The organism is Francisella sp. AG1, from assembly GCF_057683165.1.
This window is the reverse complement of sequence record NZ_CM173135.1, coordinates 187,689-207,597: the sequence shown is the minus strand read 5'-3', so window position 1 is coordinate 207,597 and position 19,909 is coordinate 187,689. Positions and strand designations below refer to the sequence as shown.

Here is a 19,909-nt window from a genome sequence, read left to right as displayed (position 1 = left end):
TATGGACTTAGGACTAATTTGGTTGGGTATAATTGCTTTTGGATTACTACTTTATGTAGTATTAGATGGATTTGCTCTAGGAGTGGGTATATTATTCCCATTTTTTAATAGTGACCAAAAAGATATTGCTACAAGTATTTTATTGCCAACTTGGGATGGTAACCAAACATGGCTAGTTTTTTCACTCGCATGTTTTTATGGTATGTTTCCTATCGCATTCGCATACATTTTCCCTAAAATTTATATGCCAGCAGTACTGCTTGTGGTTATGCTACTATTTAGGGGTATTTGTTTTGAATTTAGGTTGAAATCTTCACCAAGAGGAATAAAAAATTGGGATAAATTATTTTTCATAGCTTCATTAATAGCAACATTTTTAGAAGGTCATATTGTCGGTAAATTAATAATAGGCTTCCCTCATAGTACCTTTTCTGGTATCGGTTTTTCATTTTTAACAGGTATTACTTTAATTTTTGGATATATGCTATTAGGAGCTACTCGCCTAATATTAAAAACAGAAGGAGAACTGTTAATAGAATCCAAGAAGTATGCAAAAAAATGCTGCAAAATATTAGCTTTCTTAATGTTGATAATTGGCATCATAACCCCTGTATATGTACAACTTCCATTAGATAATTTATATAAAATGGCAATACTAGGAGAATTATTTGTACTAACAATAATTAGCTTTTTCATACTCATTAAGGTTATTGAAGCCAGAAACCATGCTTTACCTTATTGGTCTGCTGTAGCTATTTTCATACTTACCTATGTAAGTATGTTAACTCTAATATTCCCATATATCATACCTTATAAAATGACATATTTAGAAGCTGAAGCTAGCCAAACTACTCTCTTATTCACATTAATACCAGCGATTATAATGATTCCTCTACTACTATTATATACTAGCTACGCATATTATATTTTCAGAGGTAAAGTCAAAGAAAAATTAAGCTACTAAGCTTTAGTGAAATTTATTTCAGTTATTATTTTGCATACCTTAGTTGCTAAAAGACAGATCACCTCACTATAATATATTTAGCAGCCTCTTCTGAGGTTATAACTCCAGCTTTGAGATGATTTTCGATACTTTGTTCCATAGTAGCCATACCTTTAGATGTGCCTGTTTGCAGAGCCGTATATATTTGTGAAAGTTTATTTTCTTTAATCATATTTCTAATTCCAGAATTAGAAATTAAAACTTCATATCCAGCTACTCGCCCACCACCTTTACGCTTTAATAATCTTTGAGAAATAACAATCTCTAGAGATTCTGCTAACATATTACGTACAAGCTCTTGTTCAGCTGGTGGAAATACTGATATCACTCTATCAACGGTTTTTATAGCTGACATTGTATGTAATGTCCCTAATACTAAATGTCCTGTCTCTGCTGCTTCTAAAGCAAGTCGTATAGTCTCCAAATCACGCATCTCACCAACAAGAATACAATCTGGATCTTCTCTAAGTGCTGATTTTAGAGCCGCATTGAAGCTCTTTGTATCTCTTTTCACCTCACGCTGGTTAACCAACGCTTTTTGGCTTATATGAACAAATTCAACAGGGTCTTCAATCGTTAAAATATGTGACTCCTCCTTTTGATTCAGTTCATTAACTAATGCAGCCAATGTACTACTCTTACCTGACCCTGTTGGCCCAGTTACAAGAATCAAACCACCTTTTTTAGCCTGAACTGTCTTAAGCACAGCAGGGGCGCCAAACTGATCTAGAGTAGGAATTTTATTTTCTAACCTACGGAAAACTGCTCCATATCCCCTATTATGGAAAAATGCATTTACCCTAAAACGAGCATCATTATCCTTATCATCAATAGAAAAATCGCATTCATAAGTTTCTATTAACTCATCTTTTTGATCATCTGTCATGATATCTAACAACATTTGTGAAATCATTTTATCACTTAATACTGGAGATGATTCAATATCAATCAAATCTCCATCTATTCTATACTTTGCCTTACAACCAGAAGATAAATGTAAATCAGAAGCTTTTTTTTGTACACAAATAGTAAGTAGTTTTCTTATCATATAGAACAAAATTCAAATTAATAGCAATAATAAGACTGTATCATTATTAATTAATTAATAAAATAATTTTTGATACTTTTATCATAATGATAATAAAGGAACTAAGATCCAATGCTTATATAGAACAAGTATTTACCTTAGGTTATTTTAGAAGATTTTAAAATAAAAACTTAGAATAATAGCTATAAAAAAACTAACACTCAAAGATACAAGATATTTTATTTAAATATTTTTTTAAAGAAATTAGCCATTTTTGCAAATGGGCAAGATGTCTCTGATGATTCAGCAGAAGCTTTGCCTTCTGAACTTCCTGATACGGTTGATTCCATCATATCTTTAAGTACAGTTTGTAAAATACCACCATTTTTCAAATAGTCGACATCTACATCAGCATCTAAACGTGCCAAAGCTTCAAAGGTAGTTGTATGGGCAGTTTTTGGATGCACAGCCTCTACAACGACTATTTGGCGTGGCTTAATATCATTGATATTTTTGATATTAAACATCTCAGTTCCATCAAAACCCAATGTCTTAGCAGACTGACCTTCCATAAACTGTAATGGTAATACACCCATACCAACTAAATTTGAACGATGAATTCGCTCATAACTTTCTGCAATTACAGCTTTTACACCTAATAAGAATGTCCCTTTAGCTGCCCAATCACGTGATGAACCTGTACCATATTCTTTACCAGCTAATATAACTAACGGGATACCTTTTTCTTTATATTTCATTGCAGCATCAAAAACATACTGTTGTGTACCATCAAAATGATACTTCGTATATCCTCCTTCAACTCCATCAAGTAGTAAGTTTCGAATACGAATATTTGCAAACGTTCCGCGCATCATAACTTCATGATTACCACGACGTGATCCATAAGAATTAAAATCCTTTTTATCAACACCATGTGATTTTAAATATTGTCCTGCTGGATAATCTTCTGGGATTGCACCTGCTGGTGATATATGGTCTGTAGTAACAGAATCCCCAAGCATCAATAATGTCCGAGCACCTTTAATATCTAAATCATCATTACCTTCAGCAAACTTCTCGAAGAAGTTAGGACACTGAATATAAGTGGATTTTTTATCAAACTCATAAAGCTGACCAGTTGGAACCTGAAGATCTTGCCAGTCTTTTGTGCCATCAAGTACTGTTGCATAAGCCTTTTTAAACATTTCAGCATTTACTACATTAGATTGAATTGCAGCAATTTCTTCATTACTTGGCCAGATATCTGCAAGCATCACATTATTACCATCAGCATCAACACCTATAGCATCTTCAACTGGATCAAAATCAACAGTTCCAACCAATGCATAAGCTACTACATGAATTGGCGATGCAAGGTAGTTAGCTTTCACATAAGGGTTTATACGTCCTTCAAAATTACGATTTCCTGAACTTACAGAAGATACAACCAAATCAGCTTCATTGATAGCATCAATAACAGGCTGATCTAAAGGTCCTGAGTTACCGATACAAGTAGTACAACCATAACCAACCAGATTAAAGCCTAAATTCTCAAGCTCTGGAAGTAATTCTGCTTTTTCAAGATATTGAGTAACAACCTGAGAACCTGGTGCTAAAGAAGTCTTTACAAAAGGTTTAACTTTTAAACCTTTCTCATTCGCTTTTTTAGCTAAAAGGCCTGCACCCAAAAGCAATGATGGATTAGAAGTATTTGTACAAGATGTGATTGCAGCAATCGCTAATGAACCATGTGTAATCTGCTCACCTGTGCCTTTAACTTCGACAGATTTTGTCAAATCTTCTTGAGTTAATCCAAAACCGTGCAAACCTTGCTCATGTACTAACGCCTCAGCAAAAGCTGTCTTCATATCATGAAAAGCTACTCTATCTTGTGGACGTTTAGGACCAGCCAAATTAGATTCAACTTCAGACATATCAAGTTCAACAATACTAGAGTACTCTGGCTCTTCTACTGAATTTTCTCTGTATAGCAATTGCTCTTTATACATATCACGAGCCGCATCTGTAAGTTCGCTACGATTGGTATTATTAAAAAAATCTAATGTAACTTCATCTACAGGGAAAAAGCCAATAGTTGCACCATACTCTGGAGCCATATTCGCAATAGTAGCCCTATCTGGAAGGGTGAGATTATCTATACCTTCACCATAGTACTCAACAAACTTACCTACTACACCATGTTTTCTAAGTATCTCAGTAATTTTAAGCACTAAATCAGTAGCTGTTACACCTGTACGCAATTTACCAGTAAGTTTCACGCCTACAACATCAGGTAACACCATATAATAAGGTTGGCCAAGCATTACAGCTTCAGCCTCAATACCACCAACACCCCAACCTACTACACCAATACCATTAATCATAGTAGTATGTGAATCAGTACCTACTAGAGTATCTGGATAAATTATATTTTCACCATTAATATTCTTAACCAAGGCTCCTTTTGCAAGATATTCCAAATTGATTTGGTGGATAATACCCATTCCTGGTGGCACAACAGTAAAATCATTAAACGAAGTTTGTGCCCACTTTAATAAACTATATCTCTCACCATTTCTTTCAAATTCTTTTGCTACGTTTTGAGCCAAAGCAGTCTTTGTTCCATAAAAATCAACCTGCACAGAATGATCAATAACCATAGCTGTATCTACTAAAGGGTTAATATTATTTGCATCACCACCTGCATCTTTTATGGCCTTTCTCATTGCTGCTAAATCTACCACAGCAGGTACACCAGTGAAATCTTGCATCACAACTCTTGCCGGCATATGAGGAATTTCTGGCCTTGAACTAGCTTTTGCATCCCAGCCTAACACCTTTTGCATGTCAGCTTCTTTTACTTTATAACCATCAATATTTCTTAACTGGTTTTCTAATAAAACTCTGATTGAATAAGGAAGACGGCTTACATCCCTATTAAGTTCCTGAGAAAGCTTCTTTAAGCTATATAGAGAATATTTATTTCCTTTGTCCTCTATCTGAAGCTTAGTGATATTTTTAATACCAGACATACATTAACCTCCGTAGATACTAATTAATTTTGAAAAATACGCCTATATTTTAACCTGTTAAGGTGTATTTGTATACAAAATAAATTTCTCGCCACTTTACAAAATTTCAATTATTAAACAAAGACAAATCTAACCTACCTCTTTTAAATGGGGGGCACCATAAATAATTTGTCTCCATCACCTTAGAGAACTGGAAAATCCCATCAATTACCCCATCGTCTGCACCAAGCATTCGGGCCATCTGCAAATTAAAAGATCTAAAAGATGTAGCAAATGCTGAAAACATCAAACCTCCCTGCAACTTATCATCAGCCCATGGCATTGACCTACGCAATGTCTCTGCCACTGGTGAAAAATTTTCTTTAGCTGAACGTTTCACATGCGCAAAATCTTTAAGCCTTTCAAACTGATGAGAATCATCTAACGAACGACCAATACATTCTTCTTTTTGTGATTGACTAACACTATTTAACCAATCAAAATCATGTATCCACTGTTGTAATACCCAAAAACTAGAACCTTCAAGACTCCCATCTAAAACTATAGCTGTAGGCAATATTGCATCATCTTGAGGATTCTCTATGCCATCTTCAAATCCTGACAAATCATATTTTTTACGATAGGTAAAGCCTCTCACACTTTGCTTAAACTCAAAATAATCTTCAAGCGCCTTTCTAATACTAATAGCACTATTAAAAACTTCTCCGCTATCATTATCCTTTAACCAAAGTACCAAATCAAAACCATCGTTGTCTGAAATTTTATCATCCTTAAACTTAGCTCTCTCAAAATTCTCACCTTGAGTAATATCAAACATTTTTAAAAGATTATTACCAAATCCTGCAACTACACTTCTACCATCAACAAATCTCTGTAGAATCTTTAGACCAAAATTAGTATCACTATTTTTTTTAAGATTAAACATCATATACAAAGCAGACGATGTTAAATCCTCAACCACACCCAATTGATATTTAGTTATTTCCACTTTAACTTTCTCTTATAAAATAATTTCTAATAGTTATAATATAAATAACTTTCGCAAATCTCTATAAACAATGTTAAAAAAACAGATTATTTTCTTTATCATCATTGGTATTTTAGCCTCTATAACAAACATGATTATCGTTTGGTTACTTGTTGAGCAAAATATCTTCAAACCTTTAGTTGCAAATTTTTTTGCTTTTTTGATTGCTTTTAATGTTAGTTATTTTGGCCATCGTTTCCTTACATTCTCAACGACTACAGAATCTCATAAAAAAGCTGCTTCCCAATTTTTTATAAACGTAATGATTGGTCTAGCATTAAATGAGGCTATATATTATGTACTACTACATATTCTTAATATTCAATATTTATTAGCCTTATTTATAACTATGGGATTAGTAGCTATTTATACTTTTATTGTGAGCAAATTTTTAATTTTTAAGGCATAAACATAATGTTTGAAATAAATAAACAAATCAGTATTTATATTCATTTCCCATGGTGTGTGCGTAAATGTCCATATTGCGACTTCAACTCACATACAATAAAAGATGATACTTATCTTACTGAACAATATTATAAACAGTTAATTAATGATTTTAATACACACCTTGATGATATACAAAATAGAGAAATTATAAGTATTTTTATTGGCGGTGGCACCCCATCTTTATTTAAACCTGAATATCTCAATAAGGTTTTGCAACATATAAAAAATAATACTAAGATCCATTCAAACTGTGAAATTACTCTAGAAATGAATCCTGGTACAGTTGAAAGAGGTTCAATATTAAGCTATCAAAATATTGGCATTAATCGAATATCCTTGGGAGTACAAAGCTTCCAAGATGAAAAGCTTAGAAGTCTAGGTCGGATACACAATAGTGAAAATGTTTATACCACTATTGAAGAGATAAAAAACTCTCAAATATCTAACTTTAATATAGATATAATGCATGGCTTACCAAACCAAACCCTAGAAGATGGAATATTTGATATATCTGAAGCTATTACTATGCAACCAACTCATATTTCATGGTATCAACTAACTATTGAACCAAATACTTTATTTGCTGCAAAACCACCTTTATTGCCTAATGAAGAGACACTAGAAAACATTGAAATTTCTGGAAAGAAACTTTTATCAAAAGCCGGCTTTAATCAATATGAAATTTCCGCCTATGCAAAAGATAATCTAAGATCCATTCATAATTCAAACTACTGGATGTTTGGCGACTACATTGGAATTGGTGCAGGCGCTCATAGCAAAATCACAGATTTAAGGACAAAAAAAATAAAAAGGGTATGGAAACATAAACATCCAAAAATATATACCCAAACCAATATATTTATAAAAGATTTCAATATTGTTAATAAAAATGAGTTAGTATATGAGTTTATGCTAAATGCTCTAAGATTAAAAAATGGCTTTGATATTCAAACTTTTGAACAACAAACCTTTTTATCTAGAAATGAAATTATCCAAAGACTGTTTCTTGGAATAGAAAAAGGTCTACTAAATTTTTCTAAAAATAAAATCAAGCCAACCAGCAAAGGATATTTATTTTTAAATGATACTATTAATCTTTTCGTTTAATCTGCGTATCTTATTCTTAAAATCTTGCCGCTTATCGCATCAACAAATAGCTTAAGTTCTTGATTATCATCACGAACACACTCTACTTCATAAACATCTTTCTTACTTTTTATACTTATGATTGTTTTACATCTATCTTGAGGGATTGCGCTTATAGCTGAATTCATATTAATTCCTTTTGGGTCTAATTTTGGAACAGGAACACTGCCAGTTTTCGGATCTATATACAAATACTGCTCCTTACCAAAACTATTAATAACTTTAGCCTTATAAACGTCATCATCATACTTTATTTCATATATAGCACTATATCCTTGAGAATATATATTTGCTACAATCTTGCCGATTGGTATCGATCCAGATGGTGGAATATCATCAGCTAATGCTATACTAATCGTACAAACCATAGACAATAAAACCATTGAAAAAAACAAGCTTATCGTTTTCATATTTTCCCACATTTTTTTTAAATTCATAAAAAAAACTAGCATTAAATCAATATAATAGCAAACTATAACGATCAAATATAAACCATATAAGCAATCGTAATCAACAAGATATATCCCACAGGAAACATTATTCTAAAAATAATATCTAACCAATAAGCTTTTGATTGTTTGCCTCTACTCATAAACCAATATACTCCCAAACTTTCAAGTATTGTTGAAAATAAAATCGCAAATGATATTAATAAGAAGCTATCCGTAAAAGTAAAATAATCTATACGTGGCATCACTCCCTCTATAAGAAATTGATATGCTATGACAGATAAAATACCGATAAATGCAACATTTAATCTATCAGATAAAGCCCCTCGATCCATCCAAAAAATCGCCCACATACCTAACACTAATAAAAGCAAAGGAATAAGAAGCTTCCAGATTATGTTAGTTGGCTTTCTATCTAAAACCAACTGAAGAATTAATTTTGACGATTTAGCTGATACACCATAATAATCTTCTGTTGGGGTTCTACTAATAAGCTTATAATCCTCCAGATTCCATTCTGCAATATTCACATCTGGATTATTTTTAATATAATCATTAATTGCCACATTTGATTGTGGATCAACAATCAGTTTAACTTCATCAGCATTATTGCCAAAAGGTATCATATAAATATTTAGTTTTTGAGAATCAAATGGAAATTTTCCTAGTTGCATCGGTGTTTCTAGAGTTAAAGTACGTTGCTCTCGCAATGTAATATCTCCATTGTACCAGACCTTAACCTGAAGAGCTTTTATAGTTAATCTGATAATATTGTGCTAAAGACGTGAGTAATAGCATCAGATAAATTATCAAAAGAATTATTTACTTTTCTTAAAATTCTTTTAAAATTGGCCCAAATTTTTTCTATAGGATTTAAATCAGGAGAATAAGCAGGAAGGTATAGTATCTGTATATCAAACTTCTCTGCTATTTTAGCCAATTTAGGAGACTTATGAAAACTAGCATTATCCATAACAACAGTAGTCTTTGGAATTAACTCAGGACATAAATGCTTTTCAAACCACTGATTAAAAATTTGAGTATCTGTATATCCAGTATACTCTAGCGGTGCTATAATCTTCTTTTCTAAATAGTTATAACCAGCAACTATACTTTTTCTCTGAGTTTGATAAGCAATAACTTCACCATAGCTAGGTTTACCAACAAGAGACCATCCTCTTAGTACAGACTGTTTATTATCCATACCCATTTCATCTAAATATACAAGTTTGTTAGGTTCAATAGTCTCAACAACCTCTATAAAACTTTGCCTATCTTGTTCTTTTCTTTGCTTATATTTAGGTGTCTTTTTTTAAAACTAAAACCAAGTCTGTTAAGACAATCATAAAATGTGCTTCTAGGTATTTCAGGAGCTAATGCTTCTCTAATATCTAAAGCCATTGCATCTGGATATGTTCTTAAGTAGCTTTCTATCGCTTCCTTATCTGTAAAGGTTGCTACTCTACCGCAACCCAAGCCTTGCTTAGATTTATAATCACCAGTTGTCTCGTATAAGTTTATCCAAGATCTAGTAGTACGGATATCTATAGTTAATCTGTATCTCATGAAGAGGTGTACAATGAGGCTAATAATGCAGCTAAAGGACAAGCAGATAATAATAGCTAAACATAGAAATGGAGAAACTGGGTCTATAAGTTTCTCATTTAAAGGAAATTATTGTAAGTTTTTAGAGAAAGATTATTGTCATGATTATTAATTGGGGTTCTATCACAATCTTGTTTAACTTTTGTGACCAGTTGTTGAAAACATGAGATTAACTTACTTAGCTCATTTACAGTGTTATAATATGAAAAACCAATTCTTACAACACCATTTTCTTTGCTCAAGGATAGCCTACGTATAAAGTCAGGTGCATAGAAATGACCATGCCCGACAAAAAACCCTCGGCTTGCAAGTACCTTTGTTACGTATGCTGAATCCATATTTATAAATTCTAACGCAAATGTAGGTGTTCTTTGCTCTGGTACATCTACACCATGCATTTTAATCTCTGGAATAGCTTTTATAGCTTCGATAAACGTCAGCTTCAGCACCATCTCATGCTCCTGAATTGCTTTCATGCTTTGTATAAGTTTATCTGCTAACGATACACCAGATTCTGATAGCGATGCTTTATGCATAATCGCTGCATGAAGCCCTGCCAAAGCTTCAAAATTTTGAGTACCCGTTTCTAAACTAAAAGGCAAAGCATCAGGAGCTGGACGGATTTTATAGGGCTTTATTTCTGCCATAGTTTGTTCCTTAGCATACAAAATGCCAATATGTGGTCCACAAAACTTATAAGCCGAACAAACAAGCCAATCACAATCAAGAGCTTGTACATCTACCTTATGATGAGCAATAAAATGTACTGCATCAACAAAGACGCGTACATTGTGTTTTTTTGCCAATGCCATTACTTTTGACATATCCGTTATACTACCACAGATATTTGATGCCATAGTTAAAGCTAGAAACTTTACTTTACCAGAGCTTAGATACTGAGCAAACTTTTCAATATCCAGCTGGTAAGTATTTGTATCAAATGGTAACACCTTCACAGTAGCACCCTTTTCTTTTGCTCCAATTACCCAAGGAGAAATATTTGCATCGTGATCAAGATCTGTAATAACAATCTCATCACTAGCCTGCCACGTATTTATGATAGCGCGACTTATAGCAAAGGTAATTGATGTCATATTCTGACCAAAGCTAATTTCATCAACACTTTTGGCATTGATCAAAGCTTGAACTGCTTGACGTGTGTCAAACATTTGTTGCTTTGCAACTTGACTCGTTGGGTAAAAACCTCCTAAATTTGCTACACCTTGTTCCATGAACTCACTAATTGATTGTATTACTTGTTTAGGAATTTGTGTACCTCCTGGACCATCTAAGAAAACAGCCTGAAGCCCATTATACTTCCTAGATAACGCTGGAAAGTCTTGCCTTATTTTTACTACATCTAACATAATACCTCCAATTATTGTTTTAATGTTTTTTGTAAAGTAATTACAAATACATCACGCCAACCAATTCCAGGTACTACTGGCACAATAGCAGATGCATAGTGCGCGTACTCTTTATCATCAAATAAAATCATCTCATCACAACCTAAAATGCCATCAAATAAAATGTGGGATCTATCTTTAGCATCAACCAACACAGAATTACCACCTGTAACATTATTGACGTTTACGCATATCACACAAACATAATCAAACCCATCCTGATGAATACCTTCAGGTGCTGGTTTTCCAGTAACCTTATCTGTGGTTTCAATACGAATTTGATGAATGCCAAAATGATAATTTTCTTTAGGAATCAATGGGTAAATATGCTGCAAGATAATATTATTTGCTACATATTGTGCCACAGGCGTCTCAATTAAAGGAAAATGCCGAGCAATACCTCCTTGATAATTGTTTAGCTTTTTTGATTGATTAAAAACTTCACTATGTGAGCTCATAGAAATACTGTCTTGAGAGATATTTCCCACACTAAAAGCACGATAACGATAATTATCACCTTGCTTCATATTTGGATCATTCTTCAAATCTGCAAAAGTTTTCTTAATATCATATGGTAGGTGGTCAATTTGCTTCGCATGATACATATTCATTCTCCTATGTTAAATTTCAACTCTATTGTTAAACACTTTTAACCTTGTAGATCCCAAGATTTTCAAAGATCCAATTATATTTTTTTATTGTTAAATAAATTGTTTTAAAAAAATTTCTTAAGAAACTTTTTAGTAGTCGCAATAATTACATTGCCTGCTGATTTCTTCTGCTTTATTTTTCTATAAAAATCACCTAAATAACTACTCTATCTAATAGCTATTTGACCCATCCCATCAATTTGAAACAGTTTATCCATTCATTTTCAAGTATATATTCAAACTTATTTGGAGTCATATAGTTTATTGCAAAATGTTTCCTTTTTGAGTTCTGTCGCAAATATTTTAACTAAAATGAGAAATAGGACCGAAGCTAATTTTATAAATGAATTATTTGATGTTTACACCATAAATGTATCTAAAGAAAAGTGACATAATTATTTTTATAACTTAATGAATAGTTGCAACAGTGCCACATTTAGCATTACAAACTTGTACATAGTCATCATGCAAGCTTTCTTCTAAAGAAGAATACTCATCATTTTCTAATTTTTGATACTTCCAATGCCTAACCATTTGCTTTCAATCTCTGTAACTTGCTTACTGTAAGGGTTTAGATAATATGCATTAGGACTACACAAAGCTACTAAACTAGCTAAAAACATTGATTTTAAAGGGTTTTAGATATTTATTGAAACTTGATAGAAACTATATTTGGTGCACCGAGCGAGATTTGAACTCGCACGTCCATTGGACACCACCCCCTCAAGATGGCGTGTCTACCATTCCACCACCGGTGCAAAAATAAACTCTAAAGTTACTTAGAATTAGTGGGTTTTGACTTACCAGCTGTTAATGCTTGCGAAACTTCTTTCTGATACTGATCATATTGACTATCTATTGATTTATCAGCAGTAGATGAGTCAGTAGCTGTAGCCGTTGTGCCTGAATTTTTTCCTATATACCCCAAACTAAGGCAACAAACAAAAAACAATGCTGTAAAAAACACTGTCATCTTAAATAAAAATGACGCAGCACCTTTACTTCCAAATACTGTATTTGATGCACCTCCACCAAATGACACTCCCATATCAGCGCCTTTACCTTGCTGAATTAAGACCAAAACAACAATCGCAATTGCTGCGATAATATCTATAGTTAAAATTATTTCGTACATATTTTATTTGCTTGATTTATTATTTCGTTAAACTCAGAAGCTTTTAAAGATGCCCCACCAATTAAACCACCGTCAACATCTGGCAAGCTTAATATTTCTTTAGCATTTCCAGCTTTTAGGCTACCACCATACACTATTTTCATATTTTTAGCAAGGTTTTGATCTATTTTAGCTATCAATGAGCGTATAAATTGATGCGTCTCTTGGACCTGTTCTAATGATGCTACAACACCTGTTCCTATAGCCCACACTGGCTCATAAGCAATTACTATTTTTGTTAATTGTTTAATAGATAGTTCTTGTAAAATAAGTTCTAACTGAGTAGCCAAAACTTTCTCTAATTTACCGCTTTCCCTATCTTCTAGAGACTCTCCTATACATACTACAGGTATTGTAAAAGTATCTATAACTCTAGTTAACTTTTTAAATACATCTTCATTAGTTTCTCCAAACAAAGATCTTCTCTCTGAATGACCAATTAACAAGTAATCACAGCCAACATCACCTAACATTGCAGCAGATAACTCTCCAGTATAAGCGCCATCATCTTGAAAAGTAATATTCTGTAACCCAACACCCACTTGTTTTGGCAATTGTGAGATAACTTCTTTTACATATACACTTGAAGGAAATACCGCAACAGTAACTTTTTTACTATCACATTCAGCTTGAGAAATACCTTGGCATAATTCTCTTATACTTGCAGAATTACCATTCATTTTCCAATTACCCATTATTAACTTTTGCATATCTACACCAACTTTTGTTTTACTTGTTCAACCAAATATTCAGCCTCTATTGTTGCTAAATCTTTATCATCTGCTTCAACCATAACTCTTAAAACAGGTTCTGTACCTGATGGCCGCAATAAAACTCTTCCTCTTTCTGCTAAACGCTTTTCTACCTCCACCACATCTGAAGCTAATTTTTCCAAATCAGTAGAATTAATTTTTTTAGTTAATGGGACATTTATTAAAGTCTGTTGCATAAGCTTAGCTTGAAGCCTAAATTTTGATACCGGCTTATTAGCTTGTGAAAAAATAGCTAATAGCTGTATTGCTGTAAATAATCCATCCCCTGTTGTTACAAAATTCAAGTTAATAATATGTCCTGATGATTCACCACCAATCTTATAACCATTTTCAACAAGCTCTTCAAGCACATACCTATCGCCAACCTTGGAGCGGATAAATGGTATCTTATTTTTTTTATAATGATTCTCATAGCTCATATTTGTCATTTGTGTGCCTACGATTCCATTTGTACCACCACAAATATCACTATGTTGAGCAAGGATATTTAATATTCCATCACCATCGATTTCTTCCCCATTTTCATCAACTATTATTATTCTATCAGCATCCCCATCTAAAGAAATGCCTAGATCAGCATTATACCTAACCATAGCTTTTTTAATATTAGATATACAGGTTGCACCACAATCAACATTGATATTCAAACCATCTGGGTTAGATGCAATCGAAACATAATCTATAGCAAACCTATTCAACAATGCTTCAAAATTTTTTGATCCTGCTCCATGGGCACAATCAATAACAATTTTACCTTTATAGTCTACTAACTGTCCAAAACGCTTATAAATATCTTCAATGTACTCAGCTATTGAATTTTCTAAAACTCTATAACTACCAAACATATGATCTATTTGATAAACAAAATCATCATCTATTTTAGCTTCTACCTCTTCTTCTAATCTATCATTAAGCTTAAAACCGTCAGATGAGAATAATTTAATTCCATTATCAGTAAATTTATTATGTGATGCTGTTATTACAAAACCAGCCGCAGCTTTATATTTTACAGTCATAAATGCAACAACTGGAGTAGGCACTACACCAAGATCAATCACATCAACACCAGCTGCATTTAATCCTGAAACTAATGCAAAATTTAAAAATCTTCCTGATCCACGTGTATCTTGAGCTACAATTACAAATTTAGGATAGTTTTTATCATTAATTAGAGAACCAACAGCATTACCCAACCTTTGCGCAAATTCTGCCGTGATGGTTGAGTTACCAACTTCCCCTCGAATACCATCTGTACCAAAATACTTTGCCATATATCAACCTTTTAAAATTTTAGTAATGCCGAAACGTCATAACCTTCTAAAACTTCTCTACCTCTCAAACCATCAAGCTCCATTACAAAAATAAGTGCTGCAATCTTTGCTTGAGTCTTTTCTATTAGCTGAACAGTCGCTTTTGCTGTACCGCCTGTAGCTAATAAATCATCGACAACAAGAACTTGATCATGCTTTGAAAAAGCATCTTTATGTATTTCTAAACTATCTCTCCCATATTCCAGCTCATAGCTAACACTATATGTCTCTCTAGGGAGCTTACCAGGCTTCCTAACAGGCACAAACCCTAGACCTAAAACTTCTGCTAGAGCAACCCCAAAGATAAAGCCTCTACTTTCTGTACCTGCAATAATTGTCGGTTTAATATTTTTTTTACTTAATTCTTTAGCCATTGCTGCTGCTGTTTTTCTCAACCCTTCAGGGTCTGCTAACAATGGGGTAATATCTCTAAACATAATACCAGGTTTTGGAAAATCAGGCACTGCCACAATTTTACTTTTTATAAAATCTAAATTCATAGGAAATACCTTAAGAAAAATTAATAGAAGAGAGATTAAACTTGAAGAAGAATTCTATTAGGATCTTCAAGTAGCTCCTTGATCATTTTCAAGAATCTAACAGAAGTTCCACCATCAATTATTCTATGGTCATAAGATAAAGCCAAATACATAATAGGACGAATCTTGATTTCACCATCTACTACCATAGGACGCTCAACAATATTATGCATACCTAAAATAGCACTTTGTGGAGAGTTTATGATAGGAGTAGATAACATAGACCCATAAGTGCCACCATTAGTGATTGTGAATGTGCCACCTTGCATATCCCCAAGGCTTAACTTACCATCACGGCCTTTGATTGCTTTATCTAAAACATCGTTTTCAAGTTCTGCTAAAGATTTATTATCTGTGTCTCTTAAAACTGGAACCACTAGTCCTCTATCTGTGCCAACAGCAATACCAATATCAAAATAGTTATGATAAACAATCTCATCACCATCAATCGAAGCATTAACATCAGGAAATTTTTTAAGAGCCTCTGTAGTAGCTTTAATAAAGAATGACATAAATCCAAGCTTAGTATCATGCTCTTTGATAAACATGTCTTTGTATTTCTTCCTAATATCCATTACTGCAGTCATATCAACTTCATTAAAAGTAGATAAAATTGCACTAGAATGCTGTACTTCAACAAGTCTATTAGCAATAGTCTGACGTAAACGAGTCATTTTAACTCGTTTTTCAAATCTATCACCTTGCTGGGCTATTGTAGTTACTTTTTGCTCATTTTTTGGCATCGATGCTGCTTTTTTAACATCATCAGATGTTATGCGGCCTTTTTTACCAGTGCCTTGTATATTAGCTGCTGAATCCAAATCACTTGCATTGAAAACTTTACGCGCTGATGGAACCAAATGTGGATCTGTACTAGAATTAGAGGACTTACTATTTGATTCGGACTCTTTTGGTGTAGCGACCGCAGTAGCACCCTCAATTATTTTAGCAATTACTTCTGATGATAATACAGTTTCACCAGCTGGCTTTATAATCTTAGCTAATGTGCCATTTGAAGTAGCTGGTACTTCTAAAACAACCTTATCTGTTTCAATTTCTGCTAAAATATCTCCCTCAGAGACAGCTTCTCCTTCCTTCTTATGCCACTCAGAAACAGTACCATCTGCTACTGACTCTGGAAATACAGGAGCTTTCACACTCAATTCTTGACTTGATGTTGGCTTCTGAGCAATAGGCTCATGCTTAATTTCAGTCTCCGGTGTATCAGCATCAATACTAGCTAATAACTCTTCTGATAATACCGTATCACCAGCCTGTTTTTTAATTCCTTTTAAAATACCATTAGCTGTTGCCGGAACTTCCATAACAACCTTATCTGTTTCAATTTCTGCTACGATATCTCCTTCATTTACAAAGTCACCTTCATTTTTATTCCATTGAGCTAACGTGCCATCTGCTACTGATTCTGGGAACATAGGTACTTTTAATTCAACCATTTTTTACTCCTAGTAATAAATTATTTCTATAATTCTAAAGCTTTATTAACAATTTGTTGCTGCTGTTTAGCATATAAAGCATGATAACCAACAGCCGGAGTAGAGGATCTTTCCCTTGCTACACAATCTAATTGTTGATTAACGTCTATTAATTTCTCGATTTTACCTCTAATATGATACCAAGCTCCTTTATTTTGCGGCTCTTCCTGTAACCACACTATATTTTTAACTTTTCCATACTTAGCTAGAATTTCTTTAAGCTCTTCACGAGGCGTTGGATATAGCTCTTCAACTCTAACTACGGCAATATCTTCATAATCACCTTTCTTTTTAGCCATCAAATCATAATAAACCTTACCATTACATAAAATAAGCTTTTTAATCTTGTTTGGATTTGCATTTTTATCATCTATAACTTTTTCAAAATACCCTTTTGATAGCTCTCCAAGCGAAGATGTTGCCATTGGATTTCTTAATAGACTCTTTGGAGTCATTACTATAAGTGGCTTTCTAAGTGGGCGAATGACTTGACGTCTCAATAGATGATAAATTTGTGCAGGAGTAGTTGGTGTGCACACTTGCATATTATCATTAGCACAAGAGCTTAAAAATCTCTCCAACCTTGCTGAAGAATGCTCTGCGCCAGCACCTTCTTGTCCATGAGGCAAAAATAATGTCAAACCAGATAATATACCCCACTTCTCTTCAGCAGATACAAGAAACTGATCTATTACAACCTGAGCGGTGTTTACAAAATCACCAAATTGCGCTTCCCATATAACTAAAGTATCTGGGCTATAACAACTATAACCATATTCAAAACCTAACACCCCATATTCAGAAAGTGTTGAGTCTATAATATCAAACCTTGCTTTTTCATTTATGGATTTTAAGGGCACATATTCTTTTACTTGTGACTTAGTATCCATATTTTTAACTACTGCATGGCGATGTGAGAAAGTACCTCGACCACTATCCTCACCAGAAATCCGTACAGGATAGCCTTCATCAAGCAATGTTGCATAAGCCAATGTCTCAGCAAAACCCCAATTTATTGGAATCTCACCATTTGCCATCTTAATTCTATCAGTGATAGCCTTCTTAACTTGCATCTGTACTTTGATATTCTCAGGAACATTGCACATTTTATTAGCTAACTCTTTAAGCGTTTTTTGAGGTATCGCCTTATAGCTATATTTAAACTCTTGCTTACCTAAGTATGGCAGCCAATCACATACATTCAATTTATCTTTAACAGTATTTCTATCAAGAATATCAACAGTAACTTTGCCATTATCAAGTTTACTACGATAGTTAGCAATTAAACGCGATAAAAGGTCAGCATCAATAGCAGCTTCTTTTTGTAATTTCTCACCATATAATTTCAAAGTTGTCGGTAGCTTTTTGATAATCTCATACATTTCTGGTTGAGTACCAGATGGCTCATCTGTTTCATTATGGCCATTTCTTCTATAGCAAACCAAATCTATAACAACATCTTTATTAAACTTCATACGATACTCTAAAGCAATATCTGTTGCTTTAATAACTGCTTCTGGATCATCTCCATTTACATGAAAGATTGGTGCGTCAACCATCTTAGCAATATCAGTCGAGTAATTACTGCTTCTATTAACTCCTAGTTCACTACTAGTAGTAAATCCAACCTGGTTGTTAACTACAAGATGAACAGTTCCACCAGTACCATAAGCTTCTGTGAGAGAAAAACCAAAAGTTTCCATCACAATACCTTGACCACAAAAAGCAGAATCGCCATGAATCAATATAGGCAAAACCTTATTATGAACATTACCATCTAGCTTGTCTTGAATAGCTTTAGCTGCCCCTTCAACTACTGGATCAACAGCCTCTAAATGTGACGGGTTAAAAGCTAATGCAATTTTCGCTTCTTTTCCATCAAAACTTCTATAATTAGAGTATCCCATATGGTACTTTACATCACCTGACAAAGTTTTCTCACTTTGCTTACCTTCAAACTCTTCAAATAGTTCTTTAGGATTTTTACCCATCACATTAACCAACACGTTTAAGCGGCCTCTATGAGCCATGCCTAATTGTATAAATCGTGTAGCATGTTTAGAAACAGCTTTTTCTATAATATGCTGTAGTGATGGAATAAGGGATTCCCCTCCTTCAAGACCAAATCTTTTCTGGCCAACATACCTCAGAGCAAGATATTTTTCTAGACCTTCTGCTGCAACTAGTTGCTGTAAAATCCATTTTTTTTGCTCATTAGAAAAAGGGGTGGTATCTTCTATTTTATTTTGTAACCAAAGCTTTTCTTGCTTGCTACTTATATATTTATATTCATAACCAACATTAGACTCATAAATCATTTTAGCTTTATTAATAACTTGCTGTAAAGAAATTGACTTATTGTTAGTAAAATCACCTAAATTAACCTGTTCAGATAAGTCGTTTTGAGAAAGCTCTTGTGTTGATAGTTCCAAATCAGAATCTCTATCAAAACTTGTAAGGCCTAAAGGATCTATATTAGCTGACTTATAACCATGAGAACGATATGCCTCGACTAAAGATTTGGCTTTTAATGTTACACCACCACTTTCAGCTGATACTATCATACCCGCCTGATTTTTATACTTAGCTAACGTTTTAAACTCATCAACTAAATCTCTATGCACAGTATCTGTAGCTGTAGCCACAGAATCAAAAAAGGACAGCCACTCTGGATCTATACCGTCATGATTGCCCGAAATATAATCATCGTAAATTGATTCAAGATATTCTAGATTACCGCCAAAGAACTGAGTTGTCCCCAGCCATTGACTAAAATCTGGTTGTTTATTTTTCATATAAATACCCAATACTAGGTTTTAATT

At 33.6% G+C, this 19,909-nt stretch carries 17 protein-coding genes, 1 tRNA gene and 1 pseudogene; 3 read left to right on the top strand and 16 right to left on the bottom strand.

The window, feature by feature from the left end; translation table 11 throughout:
• The first annotated feature begins 1 nt into the window (after window position 1).
• Window positions 2-964, top strand: a complete 963-nt coding sequence (locus tag ACR0PV_RS00960; protein WP_488173194.1) for a cytochrome d ubiquinol oxidase subunit II — start codon at window positions 2-4, stop codon at window positions 962-964.
• A gap of 58 nt (window positions 965-1,022) precedes the next feature.
• On the opposite strand, the gene ACR0PV_RS00955 is transcribed toward ACR0PV_RS00960, so the two are convergent.
• The 3 genes from ACR0PV_RS00955 to ACR0PV_RS00945 form a co-directional block, all read right to left on the bottom strand.
• A complete protein-coding gene (locus ACR0PV_RS00955) occupies window positions 1,023-2,051 on the bottom strand; it encodes a type IV pilus twitching motility protein PilT (RefSeq protein WP_488173193.1) in 1,029 nt (342 codons plus the stop codon).
• Between the two features lie 218 nt (window positions 2,052-2,269).
• Window positions 2,270-5,062 (bottom strand): aconitate hydratase AcnA, encoded by a 2,793-nt coding sequence (acnA, locus tag ACR0PV_RS00950; protein ID WP_488173192.1) that lies wholly within the window; start codon window positions 5,060-5,062, stop codon window positions 2,270-2,272.
• 106 nt (window positions 5,063-5,168) lie between these two features.
• Window positions 5,169-6,050, bottom strand: coding sequence for a Dyp-type peroxidase (locus tag ACR0PV_RS00945; protein WP_488173191.1), 882 nt, complete (start codon window positions 6,048-6,050; stop codon window positions 5,169-5,171).
• A gap of 70 nt (window positions 6,051-6,120) precedes the next feature.
• On the opposite strand from ACR0PV_RS00945, the gene ACR0PV_RS00940 reads away from it, so the two are divergent.
• A complete protein-coding gene (locus tag ACR0PV_RS00940) occupies window positions 6,121-6,498 on the top strand; it encodes a GtrA family protein (RefSeq protein WP_488173190.1) in 378 nt (125 codons plus the stop codon).
• 5 nt (window positions 6,499-6,503) lie between these two features.
• Window positions 6,504-7,646 (top strand): radical SAM family heme chaperone HemW, encoded by a 1,143-nt coding sequence (gene hemW, locus ACR0PV_RS00935; RefSeq protein ID WP_488173189.1) that lies wholly within the window; start codon window positions 6,504-6,506, stop codon window positions 7,644-7,646.
• On the opposite strand, the gene ACR0PV_RS00930 is transcribed toward hemW, so the two are convergent.
• The 13 genes and pseudogenes from ACR0PV_RS00930 to ACR0PV_RS00870 all read right to left on the bottom strand — a co-directional run bounded on the left by ACR0PV_RS00930 (window position 7,643) and on the right by ACR0PV_RS00870 (window position 19,882).
• The gene (locus ACR0PV_RS00930; protein WP_488173188.1) at window positions 7,643-8,122 is read right to left on the bottom strand and encodes a PepSY domain-containing protein; all 480 of its coding nucleotides are present in this window, start codon (window positions 8,120-8,122) and stop codon (window positions 7,643-7,645) included. The two genes, hemW and ACR0PV_RS00930, sit on opposite strands and share 4 nt — an antisense overlap.
• A gap of 44 nt (window positions 8,123-8,166) precedes the next feature.
• Entirely contained in the window at window positions 8,167-8,889 is a 723-nt protein-coding gene (locus tag ACR0PV_RS00925; protein WP_488173926.1) for a ligand-gated ion channel, read from the bottom strand.
• Between the two features lie 2 nt (window positions 8,890-8,891).
• Window positions 8,892-9,682: pseudogene (locus ACR0PV_RS00920) on the bottom strand (IS630 family transposase); the annotation flags it as partial.
• Window positions 9,683-9,798: 116 nt separating this feature from the next.
• The gene (locus tag ACR0PV_RS00915; RefSeq protein WP_488173187.1) at window positions 9,799-11,106 is read right to left on the bottom strand and encodes a cysteine desulfurase-like protein; all 1,308 of its coding nucleotides are present in this window, start codon (window positions 11,104-11,106) and stop codon (window positions 9,799-9,801) included.
• An 11-nt stretch (window positions 11,107-11,117) separates the two neighbouring features.
• Window positions 11,118-11,756, bottom strand: a complete 639-nt coding sequence (locus ACR0PV_RS00910) for a 2OG-Fe dioxygenase family protein (protein ID WP_488173186.1) — start codon at window positions 11,754-11,756, stop codon at window positions 11,118-11,120.
• A gap of 447 nt (window positions 11,757-12,203) precedes the next feature.
• Complete coding sequence (locus ACR0PV_RS00905) at window positions 12,204-12,329, bottom strand: hypothetical protein (protein ID WP_488173185.1); 126 nt, start codon at window positions 12,327-12,329, stop codon at window positions 12,204-12,206.
• 139 nt (window positions 12,330-12,468) lie between these two features.
• Window positions 12,469-12,553: transfer RNA gene (locus tag ACR0PV_RS00900), tRNA-Leu, on the bottom strand.
• Between the two features lie 17 nt (window positions 12,554-12,570).
• A complete protein-coding gene (secG, locus tag ACR0PV_RS00895) occupies window positions 12,571-12,930 on the bottom strand; it encodes a preprotein translocase subunit SecG (protein ID WP_488173184.1) in 360 nt (119 codons plus the stop codon).
• Window positions 12,918-13,679 carry a triose-phosphate isomerase gene (tpiA, locus tag ACR0PV_RS00890; RefSeq protein ID WP_488173183.1) on the bottom strand — a complete coding sequence of 254 codons (762 nt, stop codon included), beginning with the start codon at window positions 13,677-13,679 and terminating at the stop codon, window positions 12,918-12,920. Before tpiA ends, secG begins: the two co-directional genes overlap by 13 nt.
• Before the next feature lie 2 nt (window positions 13,680-13,681).
• Window positions 13,682-15,013, bottom strand: a complete 1,332-nt coding sequence (gene glmM / locus ACR0PV_RS00885; RefSeq protein WP_488173182.1) for a phosphoglucosamine mutase — start codon at window positions 15,011-15,013, stop codon at window positions 13,682-13,684.
• 11 nt (window positions 15,014-15,024) lie between these two features.
• Window positions 15,025-15,552: an adenine phosphoribosyltransferase gene (locus ACR0PV_RS00880; protein WP_488173181.1), complete on the bottom strand. Its 528-nt coding sequence runs from the start codon at window positions 15,550-15,552 to the stop codon at window positions 15,025-15,027.
• Window positions 15,553-15,587: 35 nt separating this feature from the next.
• Window positions 15,588-17,048 (bottom strand): 2-oxoglutarate dehydrogenase complex dihydrolipoyllysine-residue succinyltransferase, encoded by a 1,461-nt coding sequence (gene odhB / locus ACR0PV_RS00875; protein ID WP_488173180.1) that lies wholly within the window; start codon window positions 17,046-17,048, stop codon window positions 15,588-15,590.
• A gap of 26 nt (window positions 17,049-17,074) precedes the next feature.
• Complete coding sequence (locus ACR0PV_RS00870) at window positions 17,075-19,882, bottom strand: 2-oxoglutarate dehydrogenase E1 component (RefSeq protein WP_488173179.1); 2,808 nt, start codon at window positions 19,880-19,882, stop codon at window positions 17,075-17,077.
• Between the last annotated feature and the right edge of the window lie 27 nt (window positions 19,883-19,909).